This is a genomic window from Streptomyces sp. NPDC049879 (assembly GCF_044461265.1).
In the GTDB taxonomy this organism is placed as follows: domain Bacteria; phylum Actinomycetota; class Actinomycetes; order Streptomycetales; family Streptomycetaceae; genus Streptomyces.
The window spans coordinates 533,480-553,426 of sequence record NZ_JBITKT010000005.1 but is presented as its reverse complement, the minus strand read 5'-3'; the positions used below and the strand labels follow the sequence as shown (position 1 = coordinate 553,426).

18 protein-coding genes are annotated in these 19,947 nt (G+C 74.1%); 12 read left to right on the top strand and 6 right to left on the bottom strand.

Translation table 11 applies throughout. From position 1 onward, the window contains the following. Positions 1–96: 96 nt before the first annotated feature. From ACIBPC_RS20685 to ACIBPC_RS20650, 8 genes are read left to right on the top strand one after another with little or no spacing between them, the layout of a single operon-like run. Positions 97–855, top strand: a complete 759-nt coding sequence (locus ACIBPC_RS20685) for a redox-sensing transcriptional repressor Rex (RefSeq protein ID WP_362965753.1) — start codon at positions 97–99, stop codon at positions 853–855. Beyond that, positions 852–2,339, top strand: coding sequence for a glutamyl-tRNA reductase (locus tag ACIBPC_RS20680; protein ID WP_398846540.1), 1,488 nt, complete (start codon positions 852–854; stop codon positions 2,337–2,339). Before ACIBPC_RS20685 ends, ACIBPC_RS20680 begins: the two co-directional genes overlap by 4 nt. Next, positions 2,336–3,325 carry a hydroxymethylbilane synthase gene (gene hemC / locus ACIBPC_RS20675; RefSeq protein ID WP_398846538.1) on the top strand — a complete coding sequence of 330 codons (990 nt, stop codon included), beginning with the start codon at positions 2,336–2,338 and terminating at the stop codon, positions 3,323–3,325. Before ACIBPC_RS20680 ends, hemC begins: the two co-directional genes overlap by 4 nt. Then, positions 3,322–4,995, top strand: coding sequence for a uroporphyrinogen-III synthase (locus ACIBPC_RS20670; protein WP_362965747.1), 1,674 nt, complete (start codon positions 3,322–3,324; stop codon positions 4,993–4,995). The genes hemC and ACIBPC_RS20670 overlap by 4 nt, the downstream gene beginning before the upstream one ends. Positions 4,996–5,041: 46 nt before the next feature. After that, positions 5,042–6,034, top strand: a complete 993-nt coding sequence (gene hemB / locus ACIBPC_RS20665; protein WP_398846536.1) for a porphobilinogen synthase — start codon at positions 5,042–5,044, stop codon at positions 6,032–6,034. Next, positions 6,031–6,366: a YnfA family protein gene (locus ACIBPC_RS20660; protein ID WP_362965743.1), complete on the top strand. Its 336-nt coding sequence runs from the start codon at positions 6,031–6,033 to the stop codon at positions 6,364–6,366. Before hemB ends, ACIBPC_RS20660 begins: the two co-directional genes overlap by 4 nt. A gap of 17 nt (positions 6,367–6,383) precedes the next feature. Beyond that, the gene (locus tag ACIBPC_RS20655; protein ID WP_398846534.1) at positions 6,384–7,142 is read left to right on the top strand and encodes an SDR family NAD(P)-dependent oxidoreductase; all 759 of its coding nucleotides are present in this window, start codon (positions 6,384–6,386) and stop codon (positions 7,140–7,142) included. Then, positions 7,139–8,248, top strand: coding sequence for a serine hydrolase domain-containing protein (locus ACIBPC_RS20650; RefSeq protein WP_398846532.1), 1,110 nt, complete (start codon positions 7,139–7,141; stop codon positions 8,246–8,248). The genes ACIBPC_RS20655 and ACIBPC_RS20650 overlap by 4 nt, the downstream gene beginning before the upstream one ends. Positions 8,249–8,271: 23 nt before the next feature. On the opposite strand, the gene ACIBPC_RS20645 is transcribed toward ACIBPC_RS20650, so the two are convergent. Together ACIBPC_RS20645 and argS are read right to left on the bottom strand one after the other, a co-directional pair. Further along, positions 8,272–9,486, bottom strand: coding sequence for a S8 family peptidase (locus tag ACIBPC_RS20645; protein WP_398846530.1), 1,215 nt, complete (start codon positions 9,484–9,486; stop codon positions 8,272–8,274). A gap of 248 nt (positions 9,487–9,734) precedes the next feature. Further along, positions 9,735–11,498, bottom strand: coding sequence for an arginine--tRNA ligase (gene argS, locus ACIBPC_RS20640; RefSeq protein ID WP_398846528.1), 1,764 nt, complete (start codon positions 11,496–11,498; stop codon positions 9,735–9,737). 148 nt (positions 11,499–11,646) lie between these two features. Between argS and lysS the strand changes: the two genes are divergently transcribed. Continuing rightward, the gene (gene lysS, locus ACIBPC_RS20635; RefSeq protein WP_398846591.1) at positions 11,647–13,365 is read left to right on the top strand and encodes a lysine--tRNA ligase; all 1,719 of its coding nucleotides are present in this window, start codon (positions 11,647–11,649) and stop codon (positions 13,363–13,365) included. A 23-nt stretch (positions 13,366–13,388) separates the two neighbouring features. Here the strand turns inward: lysS and ACIBPC_RS20630 are convergent, their stop codons facing one another. The 4 genes from ACIBPC_RS20630 to ACIBPC_RS20615 form a co-directional block, all read right to left on the bottom strand. Next, complete coding sequence (locus ACIBPC_RS20630; protein WP_362965733.1) at positions 13,389–14,687, bottom strand: DUF2637 domain-containing protein; 1,299 nt, start codon at positions 14,685–14,687, stop codon at positions 13,389–13,391. A gap of 126 nt (positions 14,688–14,813) precedes the next feature. Continuing rightward, the gene (locus tag ACIBPC_RS20625; protein WP_398846526.1) at positions 14,814–15,638 is read right to left on the bottom strand and encodes a DUF3558 domain-containing protein; all 825 of its coding nucleotides are present in this window, start codon (positions 15,636–15,638) and stop codon (positions 14,814–14,816) included. A 55-nt stretch (positions 15,639–15,693) separates the two neighbouring features. Continuing rightward, positions 15,694–16,380: a hypothetical protein gene (locus ACIBPC_RS20620; RefSeq protein WP_362965729.1), complete on the bottom strand. Its 687-nt coding sequence runs from the start codon at positions 16,378–16,380 to the stop codon at positions 15,694–15,696. A 53-nt stretch (positions 16,381–16,433) separates the two neighbouring features. Then, the gene (locus tag ACIBPC_RS20615) at positions 16,434–17,018 is read right to left on the bottom strand and encodes a hypothetical protein (protein WP_398846524.1); all 585 of its coding nucleotides are present in this window, start codon (positions 17,016–17,018) and stop codon (positions 16,434–16,436) included. 126 nt (positions 17,019–17,144) lie between these two features. Between ACIBPC_RS20615 and hemL the strand changes: the two genes are divergently transcribed. The 3 genes from hemL to ACIBPC_RS20600 all read left to right on the top strand — a co-directional run bounded on the left by hemL (position 17,145) and on the right by ACIBPC_RS20600 (position 19,943). Then, on the top strand, positions 17,145–18,449 hold the full coding sequence (gene hemL / locus ACIBPC_RS20610) for a glutamate-1-semialdehyde 2,1-aminomutase (RefSeq protein ID WP_398846522.1): 1,305 nt from the start codon (positions 17,145–17,147) through the stop codon (positions 18,447–18,449). Between the two features lie 145 nt (positions 18,450–18,594). Continuing rightward, the gene (locus ACIBPC_RS20605) at positions 18,595–19,239 is read left to right on the top strand and encodes a histidine phosphatase family protein (protein ID WP_398846589.1); all 645 of its coding nucleotides are present in this window, start codon (positions 18,595–18,597) and stop codon (positions 19,237–19,239) included. A 113-nt stretch (positions 19,240–19,352) separates the two neighbouring features. Then, positions 19,353–19,943, top strand: coding sequence for a TlpA family protein disulfide reductase (locus ACIBPC_RS20600; protein ID WP_398846521.1), 591 nt, complete (start codon positions 19,353–19,355; stop codon positions 19,941–19,943). The last annotated feature ends 4 nt before the right edge of the window (positions 19,944–19,947 follow it).

Sequence of the window (19,947 nt, the reverse complement as noted above, 5' to 3'; positions counted from 1 at the left end):
CACAAAGACATAGCCTGGTCACGACGGAACGGTCCCGGTGCACGCTCGCGCGCCAGGGGCGCCCGCCCTCCGCTTGGCCCGACCGGCAGGAGCACCGTGGCAACTGGCCGACAACACCGACCGGCGACCCGTAGCCGGGGAATCCCCGAGGCTACCGTCGCCCGGCTCCCGCTGTACCTGCGGGCGCTGACCGCGCTCTCCGAGCGCTCGGTCCCCACGGTCTCCTCGGAGGAGCTGGCCGGTGCCGCCGGCGTCAACTCGGCGAAGCTCCGCAAGGACTTCTCCTACCTCGGCAGCTACGGCACCCGCGGCGTCGGCTACGACGTCGAGTATCTCGTCTACCAGATCTCCCGTGAACTGGGCCTCACCCAGGACTGGCCCGTCGTCATCGTCGGCATCGGCAACCTGGGCGCCGCCCTCGCCAACTACGGCGGCTTCGCCTCCCGCGGCTTCCGCGTCGCCGCGCTGATCGACGCCGACCCCGCCATGACCGGCAAGCAGGTCGCGGGCATCGCCGTGCAGCACGTGGACGACCTGGAGACGATCATCCACGCGGGTGGCGTCTCCATCGGCGTCATCACCACTCCGGGTGGCGCCGCGCAGCAGGTGTGCGACCGGCTGGTGGCCGCCGGGGTCACCTCCATCCTCAACTTCGCCCCGACCGTGCTGACCGTGCCCGACGGCGTGGACGTGCGGAAGGTGGACCTGTCCATCGAGCTGCAGATCCTCGCGTTCCACGAGCAGCGCAAGGCCGCCGAGGACCTCGGCGGGCCGATCGGCCGCGACCTCCCCGCGCCCGGCGGCGACGACGAACCCGGCCCCGGGGACGGCATGCAGGCGGTGGTGCCCGCATGACGCTGCTCGTCATCGGCATCAGCCACCGCGGCGCGCCCGTCAGCCTCCTGGAACGGGCCGCGCTCGCGCCGGAGGAGCGGCCCGCGCTGCTGCACGCGGCCGTGGGGACCCGCGGCCTCGGCCCGGCCGCCGAGGCCGCCGTGCTGTCCACCTGCAACCGCATCGAGCTGTACGCCGCCGTGGAGCAGGATGCGCGCGACGGCGCGGACGCCCTCACCGCCCTCCTGGCGCGGCACAGCGGCGTCCCCGCCGCCGAGCTGGCGCCGTACCTCTACCTGCACCACGAGGACGACGCCGTCCGGCACCTCTTCGACGTCGCCTGCGGGCTGGACTCGATGGTCGTCGGCGAGGGGCAGATCCTCGGCCAGATCAAGGCGGCCCTCGCCCTCGCCCAGGACGAGCACACCGCGGGCCGCCTCCTCAACGACCTCTTCCAGCAGGCCCTGCGCGTCGGCAAGCGGGCGCACAGCGAGACCGCCATCGACCGCGCCGGGCAGTCGCTCGTCACGGTCGGCCTCGACCAGCTCGCCCCGGCCGCCGGGACGGAGTGGCCGCGCGGGCGGCGCGCCCTCGTGATCGGCGCCGGTTCCATGTCCTCGCTGGCCGCGACGACGCTCGCCCGCGCCGGTGTGTCCGAACTGGTGATCGCCAACAGGACGCTGGACCGCGCCGAACGCCTTGCCGGGGCCCTCGGCGCCGGCGAGGGCACCCGCGCCCGCGCCGTCCCGATCAACGCCATCTCCATGGCCGCCGAGCTGGCCCTCGCCGACATCGTCGTGTCCTGTACGGGCGCCACCGGCCTCGTCCTGACCGCGGGCGCCGTCGCCGGAGCCCTGCGCGAACGCGCCCGCCGTGCCGCCGCCAGGCCCTGCCCCGCCGTCGAGGGCCACACCGACCCGGCGCCCGAACTGGCCGTGCTCGACCTGGCGATGCCCCGCGACGTGGACGCCGACGTGCACCGCCTCACCGGCGTCCGGCTCGTGGACATCGAGTCGCTCGCCGCCGCCTCCGCCGACGCGCCGATGGCCGCCGACGTGGACGCCGTGGGCCGCATCGTCGCCGAGGAGGTCGCGGCCTTCCGCGCCGCACGGCACGCCGCGTACATCACGCCCACCGTGGTCGCCCTGCGCGCCATGGCCGCCGACGTCGTCGCCGCCGAACTCGCCCGGCTGCACGGCAGGCTGCCGGGACTCGACGACAAGGAACGGACCGAGATCACCAGGACCGTGCGCCGCGTCGTCGACAAGCTGCTGCACTCGCCGACCGTCCGCGTCAAGGAACTGGCGGGCGAGCCGGGCGGCGCGTACTACGCGGCGGCCCTGCGCCAGCTGTTCGACCTCGCGGGCGCCGACGCCGGGGACGGCACGGCCACCCCCGGCACCCCCGTCACGCTCGGCGCGGGACGACTGCCGGAGACCGTTCCGGCCCCCACGCCGTACGCCCACCACACCCACCACGCCCACCCGGAACAGGAGCGGTCATGAACGCGACGCACCGGCCCCTGCGGCTCGGCACGCGGCGCTCCCAGCTCGCCATGGCGCAGTCGGGGGGCGTCGCCGAGCAGGTCACCCGGCTGACCGGCCGCCCCGTCGAACTGGTCGAGATCACCACCTACGGCGACGTCTCCCGTGAGGCGCTCGCCACCATCGGCGGCACCGGCGTCTTCGTCTCCGCGCTGCGCGAGGCACTGCTCGCCGGGGAGATCGACTTCGCCGTGCACTCCCTGAAGGACCTGCCCACCGCCGAGCCCGAGGGCCTGGCGCTGGCCGCGCTGCCGACCCGCGCCGACCCGCGCGACGTCCTCGTGGCACGCGACGGGCTGACGTTCGACGGGCTCACGGCGGACGCCACCCGCCCGGTGCGCATCGGCACCGGCTCGCCGCGCCGCGCGGCACAGCTCAACTCCTGGGCACGCTCGCTCGGCCGCCCCGTCGAGACGGTCGCGATCCGGGGGAACGTGGACACGAGGATCGGCTTCGTCCGCTCCGGCGAGCTGGACGCCGTCGTGCTCGCCGCCGCCGGGCTGCACCGCCTCGGCCGCGCGGGGGAGATCAGCGAGGCGCTGTCCCCCGACATCATGCTGCCCGCCCCCGGCCAGGGGGCACTGGCGATCGAGTGCGCCGCGTCCGACGCGGACCTCGTCACCCGACTCTCCGGCCTCGACGACCCGCACACCCGGGCCGCCGTGACCGCCGAGCGCGCCCTGCTCGCCACCCTGGAAGCCGGTTGCAGCGCGCCCGTGGGCGCGTACGCCGACCTGCTCCCGGGCGACGGAACGCACGGGCAGAACGTCACCGAACTGCGCCTGCGCGGCGTCGTCGGCACCACCGACGGCACCACGCTGGTGCAGCTGTCCACCACCGGTCCCCTGCCGGCGTCCCCCGGAGAGGCGGCGGCCGTCGGCCGTGCGCTCGCCGAGGAGATGCTCGCCAAGGGCGCGGCCGGTCTGATGGGGGAGCGAGAACATTGAGCCCCACCGCCGCACGCACCACACGCCCCCAGCCGCACGTCACCGCGAAGCCGGCCGGCGAAGTCCACACAGCCCTCGGGCACGTCACCTTCCTCGGCGCGGGACCCGGTGACCCGGGTCTGCTGACGTTGCGCGCCGTCGACGCGCTGCGGCAGGCCGACGTGCTGGTCGCGGACCCGGAGGCGTACGAGGTCGTCCGCGAGCACGTACGGCCGGAGACGGACACGCCGCTGCAGGACGCCGCGGCAGCCGTCGCCGGTGATGTCGCCGATCTTGTCATGCGGGCCGCGCGCTCCGGCAGCCGGGTCGTCCGTGCGGTCGCGGGCGATCCCGGCCTCGACACGGACGCGACGGCCGACATGCTGGCGCTCGCCGGCGAGGGCATCACCTTCGAGGTCGTGCCCGGCGTCTCCCACGCGGTGGGCGTGGCCGCCTACGCGGGGGTGCCGCTGCGGCGCCCCGAGGGCGGCGACGTGCGCTTCGTGGACGCCGCCACGGCCGACGAGCGCTGCTGGAACGAGGTCGGCACGTCCGACGCGACCGTCGTCGTCAGCACGTCCCTCGACACCGTGGGCGTCACGGCGGCCCGGCTGGTCGCCGCCGGGCGCAAGCCGGACACCCCGCTGTCCGTCACCGTCGCGGGCACGACGACGCGCCAGCGCACCTGGTCGGCGACGCTCGGCACGGTCGAGCGGACCCTGAAGTCCGCCAAGGTGCTGCCGTCCCCGGAGGGCGACCGCTCCGTCATAGCGGTCGTCGGCGCGGGCGGCGCGGCCGAACGGCGTGAGCCGCTGTCGTGGTTCGAGTCGAAGCCGCTGTTCGGCTGGCAGGTCCTGGTGCCGCGCACCAAGGAGCAGGCGGCGTCGCTGTCCGAGCAGCTGCGCTCGTACGGCGCGGTGCCGAGCGAGGTGCCGACGATCGCCGTCGAGCCGCCGCGTACGCCGCAGCAGATGGACCGGGCGGTCAAGGGCCTGGTCACCGGCAGGTACGAGTGGATCGCGTTCACGTCGGTCAACGCGGTGCGGGCGATCCGCGAGAAGTTCGAGGAGTACGGGCTCGACGCGCGCGCGTTCGCCGGGATCAAGGTGGCGGCCGTCGGGGAGCAGACGGCGCGGGCGCTGCGCACGTTCGGCGTACGGCCCGACCTGGTGCCGAGCGGCGAGCAGTCGGCCGCCGGGCTGCTGGAGGACTGGCCACCCTACGACCCGGTGTTCGACCCGATCGACCGCGTCTTCCTGCCGCGCGCCGACATCGCCACCGAGACGCTGGTGGCGGGCCTGGTCGAGCTGGGCTGGGAGGTGGACGACGTGACCGCCTACCGGACGGTGCGCGCCTCGCCGCCGCCCGCCGAGACGCGGGAGGCCATCAAGGGCGGCGGGTTCGACGCGGTGCTGTTCACGTCGTCGAGCACGGTGCGCAACCTCGTCGGGATCGCGGGCAAGCCGCACAACGTGACGGTGATCGCCTGCATCGGCCCGGCGACCGCGCGGACCGCCGAGGAACACGGCCTGCGCGTCGATGTGATGGCGCCCGAGCCCTCGGTGCAGAAGCTGACCGAGGCCCTGGCGCAGTACGGTGCCGACCGGCGGCTCGCGGCCCTGGAGGCCGGCGAGGTGCTGAAGCGGCCGAGCGAGAAGCGCCCGCAGCGCAGGCGGACCCGCACCCCGTAAGGCGGTGGTGCGGGCCCGCGCGCCGCGCGGCGCGTGAGAGGACGTCATGAACTACCCCCGGACGCGCCCCCGGCGGCTGCGCACCACCCCCGCGATGCGGCGGATGGTGGCGCAGCACCGGCTGGACGCGGCGGACCTGATCCTGCCCGCCTTCGTGCGCGAGGGGATCTCCGAGCCGGTGGCCATCTCCTCCATGCCGGGGGTGTCCCAGCACACGCTGGACTCCCTGCGGAAGGCGGCGGCCGAGGCGGTGGAGGCCGGGGTCGGCGGCATCATGCTCTTCGGTGTCCCCGAGGACGCGAAGAAGGACGCGGTGGGCACGCCGGGCACGGACCCGGACGGCATCCTGCAGCGCGGCCTGCGGGCGGTGCGCGAGGAGGTCGGGGACGACCTGGTCGTGATGTCCGACGTGTGCCTGGACGAGGTGACCGACCACGGGCACTGCGGCGTGCTGGACGCGCGCGGGCGGGTGGACAACGACGCGACGCTGCTGCGGTACGCGGAGATGGCCGTGGTGCAGGCCGACGCGGGCGCGCACGTGCTGGGCCCGAGCGGCATGATGGACGGCCAGATCGGCGTGATCCGCGACGCGCTGGAGGCGGCGGGGCACCAGGACGTGGGCGTGCTGGCGTACTCGGTGAAGTACGCGTCGGCGTTCTACGGCCCGTTCCGCGAGGCCGTCAACTCGTCGCTCAAGGGCGACCGCAGGACGTACCAGCAGGACCCGCCGAACGCCCGCGAGGCGCTGCGCGAGCTGGAACTCGACGTCGCCGAGGGCGCCGACATGGTGATGGTGAAGCCGGGCATGCCGTACCTCGACGTGCTGCGGAGCGTCGCGGACGCGTCGCCGGTGCCGGTGGCGGCGTACCAGATCTCCGGTGAGTACGCGATGGTCGAGGCGGCGGCGGAGCGCGGCTGGCTGGATCGTGAGCGGGCGATCGAGGAGACGCTGATGTCGTTCCGGCGCGCCGGTGCCGACATGGTGCTGACGTACTGGGCCACGGAGTTCGCGCAGCGGCTGCGGGCGGCGGGCGGGTGAGCGTCGCCCGGTCGATCGCGCTGTTCGTGCTGGCCGCGCTGTGCGAGATCGGCGGGGCGTGGCTGGTGTGGCAGGGGGTGCGGGAGCACCGCGGCTGGCTGTGGATCGGCGGCGGTCTGGTGGCGCTCGGGGTCTACGGCTTCGTGGCGACGCTCCAGCCGGACGCCGAGTTCGGCCGCATCCTGGCCGCGTACGGCGGGGTGTTCGTCGCCGGGTCGCTCGCGTGGGGCATGGTGGCGGACGGGTTCCGTCCCGACAGGTGGGATGTGATCGGGGCGCTGATCTGCCTCGTGGGCGTCGCGGTCATCATGTATGTGCCACGGGAGCACTGAGAACGCGGGAGGCACACGTGTCGGACAGGCCCATCGCCGTCGTGACGGGCGCGAGCAGCGGGATCGGGGCGGCCACGGCGCGGCGCCTCGCGGCCGAGGGGTACGAGGTGGTGCTGACCGCCCGCCGTGCCGAGCGGATCGAGGAGCTGGCCGCCACGCTGACGGGCGGCGGCCGGGCGGCGCGCGCCCACGCGCTGGACGTCACGGACCGGGCGGCCGTGGACGCGTTCGCGGCGTCGCTTGAGCGGTGCGACGTGCTGGTGAACAACGCGGGCGGCGCCCTCGGCATGGACAGCGTCGCCGACGCCGACCCGGGCGACTGGCGCGCGATGTACGAGGTCAACGTCCTCGGCGTCCTCCACGTGACGCAGGCCCTGCTGCCCGCGCTGACCGCCTCGGGCGCGGGGACGGTGGTGGTCGTCTCCTCGACGGCCGGGCACGGCACGTACGAGGGCGGCGCCGGGTACGTCGCCGCGAAGCACGGGGCGCACGTGCTGGCGGAGACGCTGCGCCTGGAGATCGTGGACCGTCCGGTGCGGGTGATCGAGATCGCGCCGGGCATGGTGCGGACCGAGGAGTTCTCGCTCGTGCGCTTCGGCGGCGACGAGGCGCGGGCCGCGAAGGTGTACGAGGGGGTCGCCGAGCCGCTGACGGCCGACGACGTGGCGGACACCGTCGCGTGGGCCGTGACGCGGCCGCCGCACGTGAACGTCGACCTGCTGGTGCTGCGTCCGCGCGCCCAGGCGTCCAACACGAAGGTGCACCGGGAGGCATGACGCACGTCCTGCGGTACGGGTCGCCGCGCGAGGCCGGGCTCGATCCGGCGGGCGTCGCGCGGATCGTCCCGGCGGCGCGCGGGCACCTGCTGCGCGAAGGGGCGGGCGCGTACCCGGGGTTCGTCGTGCTGGCGGCGCGGCGCGGGGTGGTCGTCGTGCACGAGGCGGGCGGCTCGGCGGTGCGGTTCGGGGGCGAGGACGTCGCGATGCGGCGTGACACGGTGTTCGATCTCGCGTCGCTGTCCAAGCTGTTCACGGCCGTGGTGGCGGTGGCGCTGGCGGAGCGCGGGGAGTTGGACCTGGACGCGCCGGTCGCCGCGTACCTGCCGGGCTTCCCGCAGGCGCCCGGGCTGACGCCGCGCGGGCTGCTGACACACACGGGCGGCCTGCCGCCGGTGATCGACCTCGCGCCGTACGACGGCCGGGACGCCGTGCTCGCCGCCATCGCCGGGCAGCCGCTGACGCCGGGGTACGCGTACTCGGATCTCGGGCTGATCGCGCTGGGCGCGTGCTGCGAGGCGGTGGCGGGGCGGGGGCTCGACGCGCTGGTGGCCGAACTGATCACCGGGCCTCTGGAGTTGGCCGACACCGGCTACCGGCCGCCCGCGTCGCTGCTGCCGCGCGTCGCCGCGACGGAGGCGCAGCCGTGGACGGGCCGCGCGCTGGTGCGCGGCACGGTGCACGACGAGAACGCCCACCACCTCGGCGGTGTCGCGGGCCACGCGGGGATCTTCTCCACCGCCCACGACCTGGCCGTCTTCACGCAGACGGTGCTGAACGGCGGCGCGTACGGCGACCGGCGCGTCCTGTCGCCCGCGTCCGTACGGGAGATGCTCAGACCGCAGAACGGCGCGCAGCTCGGGCCCGAGGCGGCGCGCGGCCTGGGCTGGCAGCTCGACCAGCCGGGCTGGATGGGGGAGTTGGCGTCGCCCACCGCGTTCGGCCACACCGGCTTCACCGGCACGAGCGTCGTCGCCGACCCGGCGACGGGCGTGCTCCTCGTCCTGCTGACCAACCGCGTGCACCCCACGCGCGCGCAGGGCGTGGGGCACGACTACCGCCGCGCCCCCGCGCGCGAGCTGGCACGAGCCGTGCTGCCGCTCTGACGCGCGGGGGCCGGTGGTGGGGGTCAGCTCACCTGGAGGAGGGTGCGCGTGGTGCTCGCGCCCTGGTTGGTGACGGTGTTGGGCTCGCCCAGGGCGACGACCGCGTTGCGCACGGCCGCCGGGCTCGCCGTCGGGTTGGACGACAGGTAGATGGCGGCGACGCCCGCGACGTGCGGCGTGGCCATCGACGTGCCGGAGATGTTGTTGGTGGCGGTGTCGGACGTGCTCCACGCCGACGTGATGCCGGTGCCGGGGGCGTAGATGTCCACGACCGCGCCGATGTTGGAGAACGAGGAGCGCGCGTCGTTGCTCGCGCTCGACGCCACCGTGATGGCCTCGGTGACGCGGGCCGGGGAGTAGTTGGCCGCGTTGGCGCCGTAGCTGTTGCCGGCGGCGATGGCGTAGGTGACGCCGGAGGCGATGGAGGCGCGGACGGCCGCGTCGATCACCGGGTCGGGGCCGCCGCCGAGGCTCAGGTTGGCGACGGACGGTCCGTCGGCGTTCTCGGTGACCCACTCGACGCCGTTGGCGACGGTCTCGGTGGTGCCGTAGCCGGAGTTGTCGAGGACGCGGACGGAGACGAGGTCCGCGTTCTTGGCGACGCCGTAGCGGGTCCCGGCGGCGGTCCCGGCGACGTGGGTGCCGTGGCCGTAGCCGTCGGAGCCGTTGCCGCCGAAGGCGTCGTAGCCGAACGTGGCCTGGCCGCCGAAGTCCTGGTGCGTGTAGCGGATGCCGGTGTCCACGACGTAGATCGTCACGCCCGAGCCCGCGCTGTTCGGGTACGTGTAGGACTGGTTGAGCGGGAGGTCGGGCTGGTCGATCCGGTCGAGGCCCCAGGACGGCGGGCTCGGCTGGGTCGCGGCGACGCGGACGCGCTGGTTCTGGACGACCTGGGCCACGGCCGGGTCGGCGGCGAGCGCCACGGCCTCGGCCTCGGTGGCCTCCACCGCGAAGCCGTTCAGCACGGTGTCGTACGTGCTGGTGATCTCCGTCTCGTAGGAGGCGGCGAGGCGTTCGGCGCGGGGCGAGCCGGCGGCGAACGCGGACTGCTCCAGCAGGACGATGTAGCTGCCCTTGACGGTGCCGGGGGCGCCCGCGTTCGCGATCAGCGCGCGGGCGTCGGCCGGGGCGGCGTCCTGCCGGACTCCGGCCTCGGCGGGGAGGCTGAACGCGGCGCCGAGCGTGAGCGCGGCGGCGGCGAGCGCGGTGGTGCGGAGGGTGGTACGCAGCACTGCCATGCGAGGGGTCTCCTCCTCATCGGTGGTGCGTTGCGGGGGTGTGGTGCGGGGTGCGCGGTGCGGGAGGGCGCGCGGCGGCATCCTCGGAGTGGCATGGGCATGACATTCCTGGGGCCGGAACTGTTGTACGTCCGTTCGCCGTTCGCTCACCTGTCGGAAGCATCGGCTGCCGGGAGGCGCCACGGCAAGGGCGCCTCCCGGTCGGTCACGCGATGTTCATCAGGAACTGACGCTGCGCAACAGCCGCTTCACAGCCGCTCGGGCGTCTCGATCCCGAGCAGCGCCATGCCCTGCGCCAGCGTCCGCGCCGTCAGCCCGCACAGGAACAGGCGGTTGGCGACCGTCGCCGCGTCCTCGGCGCGCAGCACCGGGCACTGGTCGTAGAACGTCGTGAAGTGCGAGGCCAGCGCGTAGAGATACCCCGCCAGCTTGTGCGGCTCGTAGCTCGCCGCGACCCCTTCGAGGGTCTCCGCGAAGTCGTCCAGGTGCAGCCCGAGCGCCCGTTCGGCCGGGGCGAGCGCCAACTCCCGGTGCGCGGCGGCCGGTCCGGCCGACCGCTCAGCGGCGCGCCGCAGGATCGACTGGATACGGGCGTACGCGTACTGGAGGTAGACGCTCGTGTCGCCGTTGAGGGACACCATCCGGTCGAGGTCGAAGACGTAGTCGCGCGTCCGCGAGGTCGACAGGTCCGCGTACTTGACCGCGCCGATGCCGACCTCGCGCGCCCGTTCCGCCGCCTCGGCCTCCGGCAGGTCAGGCGCCTTGGAGCGGACGACCTCGGCGGCCCGTTCGACGGCCTCGTCCAGCAGGTCCATCAGCCGCACGGTCTCGCCCGAGCGCGTCTTGAACGGCTTGCCGTCCTTGCCGAGCACCGTGCCGAACGGCAGGTGGTGCGCGACCCCTTCGGGCAGCCAGCCCGCGCGCCGCGCCGTCTCGAAGACCATCTTGAAGTGCAGCGCCTGCCGGGCGTCCACGATGTAGAGCATCGTGTCCGCGCCGAGGACGCCGACCCGGTTGCGGATCGCCGCGAGGTCGGTCGCCGCGTACCCGAAGCCGCCGTCCGCCTTGCGCACGATCAGCGGCACCGGCTCGCCGTCCTGGCCGCGCACGTCGTCGAAGAACACGCACAGCGCGCCCGCGGACCGCACCGCGACGCCCGACTGCTCCAACTCGTCCGCGAGCGTGGCGAGATCGGAGTTGTACGCGGACTCGCCGACGATGTCGTCGTCCGTCAGCAGCACGTCCAGCCGGTTGTACACCGCGTTGAAGTACACCGTGGACTCGTCCACGATGCGCCGCCACAGCGCGACGGTCTCCGGGTCGCCCGCCTGGAGCGCGACGACGCGCCGCCGCGCGCGCTCCTTGAACTCGGCGTCGCTGTCGAACACCGCGCGCGACGCACGGTAGAGCCGGTTCAGCCGGGACATGGCGGCGTCGCCCGCGTCGGCGTCCGCGCCGTGGTCGAGTTCGCCCGGGTGCTCGGTCAGGTACTGGATGAGCATGCCGAACTGCGTGCCCCAGTCGCCGATGTGATTGCGCCGGATCACCTTCTCGCCGCGGAACTCCATGATCCGCACGAGCGCGTCGCCGATGACCGTCGAGCGCAGGTGGCCGACGTGCATCTCCTTGGCGACGTTCGGCTGCGAGTACTCGATGATCATCGTGCCGGGGGCGGCGGCCAGCGGGACGCCGAGCCGCTCGTCGGCGGCGCGCGCGGCGAGGGTGGAGACCAGCGCCTCGTCGGTCACCGTGATGTTGAGGAATCCGGGCCCCGACACCTCGATGCCGCCGATCAGCCCGTCACGCGCCACACCGGCGGCGACCGTGCCGGCCAGCTCGCGCGGGTTGCCCTTCAGCCGCTTGGCGAGGGCCAGCAGGCCGTTCGCCTGGAAGTCCGCGCGGTCGCTCGGTCGCAGCAGCGGATCGGCGCCGGCCGCGTCGGGCAGGGCGGCGTCGATGGCTGCGGAGAGGAGGCGCTGGACTGAGGTGCTGAGGGAGGGGACCGCGGTCATGGGCGCCAGTATCCCACGGGCGTCCGCCCGCCCGCTGGTGGAAGAATGGGGGCCGTCGGCCCCACCGCCGACGTCCCGGACGCCCCTGACAGGGGCCCTCCGATACCCATCCGATCCCCATTCGATCCCAAGAAAGTGTGTGCCTGCTGTGGTTCAGACCACCCCGGAGACCGCGGACTGGGTCTCCCGACTCGCGGACGAGGTCATCGCCGAGGCGGAACGACGCGCCCCCGGCAAACCCGTCGTCTGCGCCTCCGGGCTGAGTCCGTCGGGCCCCATCCACCTCGGGAACCTGCGCGAGGTCATGGTCCCGCACCTCGTCGCCGACGAGATCAGGCGCCGCGGCATCCCCTGCGACCACCTGGTCTCCTGGGACGACTACGACCGCTTCCGCAAGGTCCCGGCCGGGGTCGGCGTGGACGCGTCCTGGGCCGAGCACATCGGCAAGCCGCTGACCGAGGTGCCCCCGCCGCCCGGCAGCCCGTACGCCAGCTGGGCCGAGCACTTCAAGGCGCCGCTGGTCGCCGCGCTCGCCGAGCTGGGCGTCGAGGTCCGCGCCATCTCGCAGACCGAGCAGTACACGTCAGGCGCCTACCAGGAGCAGATCCTCTTCGCCATGCGCGAGCGGCGCCGCATCGACGCCGTCCTGGACCGCTACCGCACCAAGCAGGCCAAGGAGGCGCCCGAGGCGTCGGACGACGCGGCGGAGCAGGCGGCCGTGGAGGGTTCGGGCGCGGCCAGCGAGGACGACGGCAGCGGCGGCAGCGGCGAGTACTACCCGTACAAGCCCTACTGCTCCGTCTGCGGCCGCGACACCACGGCCATCACCGCGTACGACGACGAGACGACCGACCTCGACTACGTCTGCGAGTGCGGGCACCGGGAGAGCGTGAAGCTCGCCGTCCACACGCGCGGCAAGCTCGTGTGGAAGGTCGACTGGCCCATGCGCTGGACGTACGAGGGCGTGGTCTTCGAGCCCGCCGGTGTCGACCACCACTCGCCCGGCTCGTCCTGGGTCGTCGGCGGGCAGCTCGTCAAGGAGGTCTTCGGCGGCGAGCGGCCGATCGGCCCGATGTACGCGTTCGTCGGCATCACCGGCATGGCCAAGATGTCCAGCTCGCGCGGCGGCGTGCCGATCGCGGCCGACGCGCTGGAGATCATGGAGGCGCCGCTGCTGCGCTGGCTGTACGCGCGGCGGCGGCCCAACCAGTCGTTCAAGATCGCCTTCGACGGCGAGATCCAGCGGACCTACGACGAGTGGGACGCGCTCGACCGCAAGGTCGCCGACGGGACCGCCCAGCCGGGCGACCTCGCCGCCTGGACCCGCGCGGTCGGCACGGCGGCGGGTGCCCTGCCCGCGACGCCGCGGCGGCTGCCGTACCGGACGCTCACGTCCGTCCTCGACATCACCACAGGGGACGAGGAGCAGACGCTCCGCATCCTCGCCGACCTCGACCCGGAGCACCCGGTCGGCTCGCTGGACGAGGTGCGGCCCCGGCTCGACCGGGCGGCGCGCTGGGTGGAGACGCAGATGCCGCCCGAGGCGCGCACCCGCGTGCGGGCGACGCCGGACGAGGAACTGCTCGGGTCGCTCGACGAGCAGCGGCGCGAGTCGCTGCGACTGCTGCTCGCCGGGCTCGACAGCCACTGGTCGCTCGACGGGCTGACGTCGCTCGTCTACGGCGTGCCCAAGGTGCAGGCCGGGCTGACGCCCGACGCGAAGCCGACGCCCGAACTGAAGGCGGCGCAGCGGGCGTTCTTCGCGCTGCTGTACCGGCTGCTGGTCGGCGGCGAGACGGGGCCGCGGCTGCCGACGCTGCTGCTGGCGGTGGGCGCCGACCGGGTGCGGGCGCTGCTCGGCGGCTGAACGGGGCGCGGGGGCGCCGGCGGTCAGACGCCGGTGCCCATCTCGCCGCTGTAGCGCTGCTTGAAGCTGCGGATGAACTCGCGGAGGTACTGCTCGCTCAGCAGCGAGCCCTGGCCGTCCGTGATGCCGAAGCGCTCGTTGAGGAACCGCGAGAGGAGCCGCGCGTTGGGGAACTCGCCGTTCTCCAGCACGTACTGGCGGAAGGCGGCGTAGTACGCCTCGGCGTCGGCCGCGCTGAGGGGCGTGGCCGGGTCGGCGGGCTGGGGCTGTTCGGGCTGGAGCTGCTGGGGCTCGGGGACGGGCTCGGGCTCGGGTTCCGGTTCGGCGGGCCTCGGTTCCTGCCGCGCCTGCGGGACGATCTGCGGCGGCGCCTCCGGGCGGTGGTACTGCGCGTGGCCGTTGACGGGGGCGCTGCCGAGGGGACGCACCCTGCCGCCCGATCCGACCGGCACGGTCATCTGCGGCTGGGGCTCCGGCTGCGGCTGGAGCTGGTGTTGCGGCTGGTTGTCCACCCACCACGGCTCGCCCGGCCCGCCCTCGTCCACCGGCGCGGTCGGCGCCGCCGGGGCCTGCGCGCGCGGCGCCTGGCCGTACGTCCGCTGCTCGGGGACGTACGCGCCGCCCGGCGGCAGCGCCTCGCGCTCCGCCGCCGCGAGGCCCGCGGGGGCGGTCTCGTGCAGCGGGACCCCGTACCGCGCCAGCTTCAGCGGCATGCGCGCCTCGACGGGCGCCCGCCGCCGCCACCCGCGCCCGTAGTCCGCCCGCAGCCGCGCCTGGTACACGAGCCGGTCACGCTCCATCCCGATGACCTCCTCGTAACTGCGCAGCTCCCACAGCTTCATGCGCCGCCACAGGCGGAACGTCGGCAGCGGCGAGAGGAACCAGCGCCAGATGCGCACGCCCTCCATGTGCTTGTCCGCCGTGATGTCCGCGACGCGGCCGATCGCGTGCCGCGCCGCCTCCACCGTGATGACGAACAGCAGCGGGATGATCGCGTGCATGCCGACGGCGAGCGGATCGCCCCAGGCGGAGGCGCCGTTGAACGCGATCGTCGCCGCCGTCAGCAGCCAGGCCGACTGCCGCAGCATCGGGAACGGGATGCGCAGCCACGTCAGCAGCAGGTCGAGCGCCAGCAGGACGACGATGCCCGCGTCCACGCCGATCGGGAAGAACGGCGAGAAGGCCCCGAAGCCCTTCTCCTCGGCCAGCTCGCGCACGGAGGCGTAGGAGCCCGCGAAGCCGATCGCCGCGATGACGACGGCACCGGCGAGGACGATGCCGACGAGTATGCGGTGTGCGCGTGTGAGCTTGATCGCGGCCACCCGCGGTCCCTCCCGACTCGACTGGACAACTGAACGAACGGAGAGAACTCCGGCCGCCAGACTGGCACATGCGTCAAGAGAGGTCAGCCGCGGATCCGCACAAACGCGCGAACTCCCGCCGGGGGATCACCCGTTGTCGTCGGGCTTGTCCTGAGCGTTCCCCGGGGGCTCGTTCTCCTCCGACTCGCCGGAATCGCCCGACTCGTCCGGTGCCTCGGACCCGTCCGACTCCGGCGCGCCGCCCGCGTTCTCCTCGCCCCACGCGTCCAGCCGGGCGGTGGCCTCGCGCGCCACCGCGACCGCGCCGTCCGCGATCGCGTCCGCGCCCGGCATGTCCTCGCCTTCGAGGCCCGCGCCCGAGTAGTCCACGGTCAGCACGACGTTGTCGACGCGCGCGACGACGCGGTTCTCGCGGTAGTCCTGCTCGTTGTCGTCCTCGTCGGTCTTGGTGACGGAGTAGCCGATCCAGCCGGCCTCGTCGCCCGCCTCGTCCAGCGCGCCCGTCTCGACGTCCTGGTTGGCGTCGTCGCCGGTGACCTCCTCGGTGACCTGATCCGCGTAGCCCGCCGCGCGCTCGTCGCCGCTGCCGATGGACAGGTCCGAGTCGAAGCGCCGCAGCGAGACGGTCAGCGAGCGGAACTGGTAGTCGTCCAGGCCGCTCCACAGGCAGGTCGCCGAGCTGGTCGTGTCCGAGGAGGTGAGCGTGTCCCCGTCCTCCGGGTCGGCGCGGGGCACGTACTCCCCGATCAGATCGGCCCCGACCGTCGCGCAGACGTCCGGCAGCGCCGCGAACCGTACGGGCTCGGGCGTCGGCGCCGCGCTCGTGGGGCCGTCGGAGCCCGCCCCGTCGTCGGAACCGGACGAGTCCGAGGAACAGCCGGCGGCGAGCAGCACGGGCACGGCTGCCCAGGCCGCCGTCCGCACGGCGAGGCGCTTGGCGTTGCGGTCCATGAGGTTATCGCTCCTGTGGTCGGTGGCAGGCCGCCTCCACGGCGACCCGTCCCGGCTAGGCGTCGAAGCCGTCCGCGAGCCCCCGGGCGACGGTCCCGGCCCGCTGCTGGAGCGGTTCGCTCTCCGGCACGGCGTCCGGCGCGCTGGTCGAGACGGCGTACTGCACAGTGACGATAACGTTCGCGCTCCTGAAGGTCAGATCGATCTCGCGCGTCGGGCCGCCGTCTGACGCGATCAGCCGGTCGTCGACGTACGCGATCTGGCCGATGCCCTCCAGCATCCGCGGCGCGAGCGCGCCCCCCGCCGGGGCGTCCGCGGGGATGCCCGCGTCGGTGGCGCGTTCCTCGAAGTCCCGTTCCGCCTGGTCGTCGTCGCTGACCGCCGGGTCGTAGGAGACGACGCGCAGCATGCCGATCGCGAGCCGGTACGCGTCGGCGCCGTCCACCGTCCCCCAGGAGCAGCCGACGCGGCGGCCCGTGTCGTATGTCACGCGCGGCTCGCCCGCGTAGTCCTCGGCCGCGCCGCCCGGCAGCAGCTCGCGGAGCGTCTCGGCCGGGATGGCGCCGCAGGGCTCCGGCAGGCCGGAGAAACGTCCCGGCGCCGGCTCCTGGGCGCGGGGCGCCGCGGGCTGCTCGCCCGGGTCCTCCGTGTCGCCGCCGCCGAGCCCGGGGGAGCAGGCGGCCAGGAGCACCGCCGTCAGCCCCCCGAGAAGCGCCTGCGTCGTGGTCGCGGTGCGCCGCACCGGTCGCCCTCCCTCGATCGAACCGGCAGGGCCACCATGTCTACCGCATGGGGTCAGGGCCAGACCAGGCAGTACGGCTGATGACCGGCCTCGTGGAGGCGGCGCGAGAAGTCCTGCCACTCGTTGAGCAGCCGGTAGACGCCGAACGCGTCGCTGGGGCCGCTGCGGTCGGGGACCGTGGACCAGATGAACGCCGCCGCGCCGACCGTCTCGTCCCCGATGCCGCGCAGCGGGTCCACGGCCGTTGTGGGCAATTTCACGACCGCGTAGTCGGGGTGGAGGACGACCAGCTCCAGCGGCGGGACGCGGTGCAGCGGGATGCCCTCGATGCCGGTGAGGACCATGGCGGCCATCGTTTCCGGCTTGATGCGCGTGAACATGCCCTGGCCCAGCTCGTCGCCGCCCAGCTCCTCGGGCCGCATCGACAGCGGCACACGGGCGGCGGTGGCGCCGTCGGGGGCGCCGAAGTACTTGTAGGTCACCGCCATCCGGCCGCTCCGGCCCCTGGGGTCGAAGTCTCCGGTGACACCGTCGGCCCCCTTGCGGCGATGCCTGCCGCGGCGGGCCCGCGCGCGCGGCCCCGCGGGCTCCGGCCCGAGATCCCCGGTTCCCTCGCCCACTTCGCCACCGCGCTGCATGTCACCACCTGACTACTCGCGACCCCCGCCGCGCGACCCGATCATCGTTTCGGAAGACCTCCCCCGTCAGGCCGCGGCGAAACGCCCTGAGACCGACCTGTACGCGGCTCTGTCACCATGGATCGCGTGACGCCATCCTACGCAGAAGCCCCAGTTTCGCAGACGCTGTTCGCCCGCGCCTCCGCCGTGACCCCCGGCGGCGTGAATTCGCCGGTCCGTGCCTTCGGCGCGGTGGGCGGCACGCCGCGGTTCATGGCGTCGGGCTCCGGTCCCTACCTGACGGACACGGACGGACACGAGTACGTGGACCTGGTGTGCTCCTGGGGACCGATGATTCTCGGCCACTCCCACCCCGAGGTGCTGGCCGCCGTACGGGAGGCCGTGGGGCGCGGCACGTCGTTCGGCACGCCCACGGCGGGCGAGGTCGAGCTGGCCGAGGAGATCACGGCGCGCGTCACGCCCGTCGAGAAGGTCAGGCTCGTCTCGTCAGGAACCGAGGCGACGATGTCGGCGATCCGGCTGGCGCGCGGCTTCACCGGGCGGGCGAAGGTCGTGAAGTTCGCCGGCTGTTACCACGGGCACGTGGACGCGCTGCTGGCGTCGGCCGGTTCCGGCGCGGTGACGTTCGCCCTGCCGGACACCCCGGGCGTCACCGGCGCGCAGGCGGGCGAGACGCTCGTGCTGCCGTACAACGACCTGGACGCCGTGCGGGCCGCGTTCGCCGCGCACCCCGGCGAGATCGCCTGCGTGATCACCGAGGCGGTGCCGGGCAACATGGGCGTCGTCCCGCCGCTGCCCGGCTTCAACCAGGGGCTGAAGGACCTGTGCGCGGCCGGGGGCGCGCTGCTGATCTCGGACGAGGTGATGACCGGCTTCCGCATGAGCCGCGCGGGCTGGTTCGGCGTCGAGGGCGTCGTCCCCGACCTGATCACGTTCGGCAAGGTGATGGGCGGCGGCTTCCCGGCGGCGGCGTTCGGCGGCCGGGCCGACGTGATGGCCAGGCTGGCGCCCGAGGGGCCGGTCTACCAGGCGGGCACCCTGTCGGGGAACCCCGTCGCGACCGCCGCCGGGCTCGCCCAGCTGCGGCTGCTGGACGACGCGGCGTACGCGCGGCTCGACGCGACCGCCGCCGAGCTGCGCGGCCTCGCGGGCGCGGCGCTCACCAAGGAGGGCGTGCCGCACGTCGTCTCGGGGGCGGGGAACATGTTCTCCGTCTTCTTCACCGACGCGCCGGTCACCGACTTCGAGGGCGCCAAGGCCCAGCGGACCGACCGCTACACGGCCTTCTTCCACGCGATGCTGGAGCAGGGCGTCTACCTGCCGCCGTCCGCGTTCGAGGCGTGGTTCGTCTCCACGGCGCACGACGCGCAGGCGATGGAACGGATCGCCGCCGCACTGCCCACGGCCGCCCGCGCGGCCGCCGAGGTCTGAGGGGGCGGCGACGGTGACGGAGGAGAACGGGATAGCGGACGGGCACGGGCGGATGAACACAGCGGACAGCGCAGGGCCGGACAACAGTGCAGGACAGGACAGCGGCGCGGCGGAGAAGGCCACGGGGCGCACCGTCGTCCACGTGATGCGGCACGGCGAGGTGGAGAACCCCACCGGCGTCCTCTACGGGCGGCTGCCGGGCTTCCATCTCTCCGCCCTCGGCGTGGAGATGGCGGAACGCGTCGCCGTCCACCTCGCCGACCGCGACATCACCGAGGTCGTCGCCTCGCCCCTCGAACGCGCGCAGGAGACCGCCGCCCCCATCGCGGCGGCCCACGGCCTCACCCTGCGCACCGACCCCCGGCTCGTCGAGGCGGCCAACGTCTTCCAGGGCAGGACCTTCGGCGTCGGCGACGGCGCCCTGCGCCGCCCCGGCAACTGGCGGCACCTGCGCAACCCGTTCCGCCCCTCGTGGGGCGAGCCGTACACCGAGCAGGCGCGGCGGATGCGCGAGGCGCTCGACGCGGCGCGCGACGCGGCGCGCGGCCACGAGGCGGTCCTCGTCAGCCACCAGCTGCCGGTGTGGGTGCTGCGCTGCCACGTCGAGCACCGCAGGCTGTGGCACGACCCGCGCTCGCGCGAGTGCACCCTCGCGTCGCTGACGAGCTTCACCTACGAGGGCGACGAGATCGTCGCCGTCACCTACTCCGAGCCCGCCGCCGACCTGCTGCCCGCGCACCTGCGGGCCGGGGCGCGTCCCGTCAAGGGGGCGAAGGGCTTCGGCGCCTGAGGCGCCTGGCCACCGGGGGCTCACCGGCCCCCGGACAGGCCGTCCCACCTGGGGAAACAATGGGACAAGGGGGGCACCGAAGATCGCCCGTACACGCATGGGAAACTTTTCACATGATCCAGTTCCGGTCTCTGGCCGTGGGCGTCGCCGGGCTCGCTGCCGGGGTGCTGACGCTGACGGCCTGCACGGGCCAGCAGGCGGGTTCCTCCGGTGACAACACCAACATCGTCCACGGCACGGGCGAGCTGATCGCGGTCGCCGAGGCCGACCGGCAGGAGCTGCCGGACATCGAGGGCGAGACCCTGGAGGGCGACCGGCTCCGCCTCGCCGACTACCGGGGCGAGGTCCTGGTGCTGAACGTGTGGGGCTCCTGGTGCGCCCCCTGCCGCGCCGAGATGCCGCACCTGGTGGAGGTCGCCAACGACACCGCCGACCAGGGCGTGCAGTTCGTCGGGCTGAACGTCCAGGACCGGTCCAAGGACCAGGCCAACGCCTTCGAGGAACGCTTCGACGTCCCCTACCCGAGCCTCTACGACGCGGACGGGCAGCTCCTCCTCGACTTCCCCGAGGGCACCCTCAGCCCGCAGGGCATCCCGTCCACGCTCATCGTGGACCGCGAGGGCCGCGTCGCCGTGCGCGCGCTGAAGCCGCTCGCCGAGCAGGAACTGCGCGACGCCCTCGACCCGATCATCGCCGAGGGCTGACCCG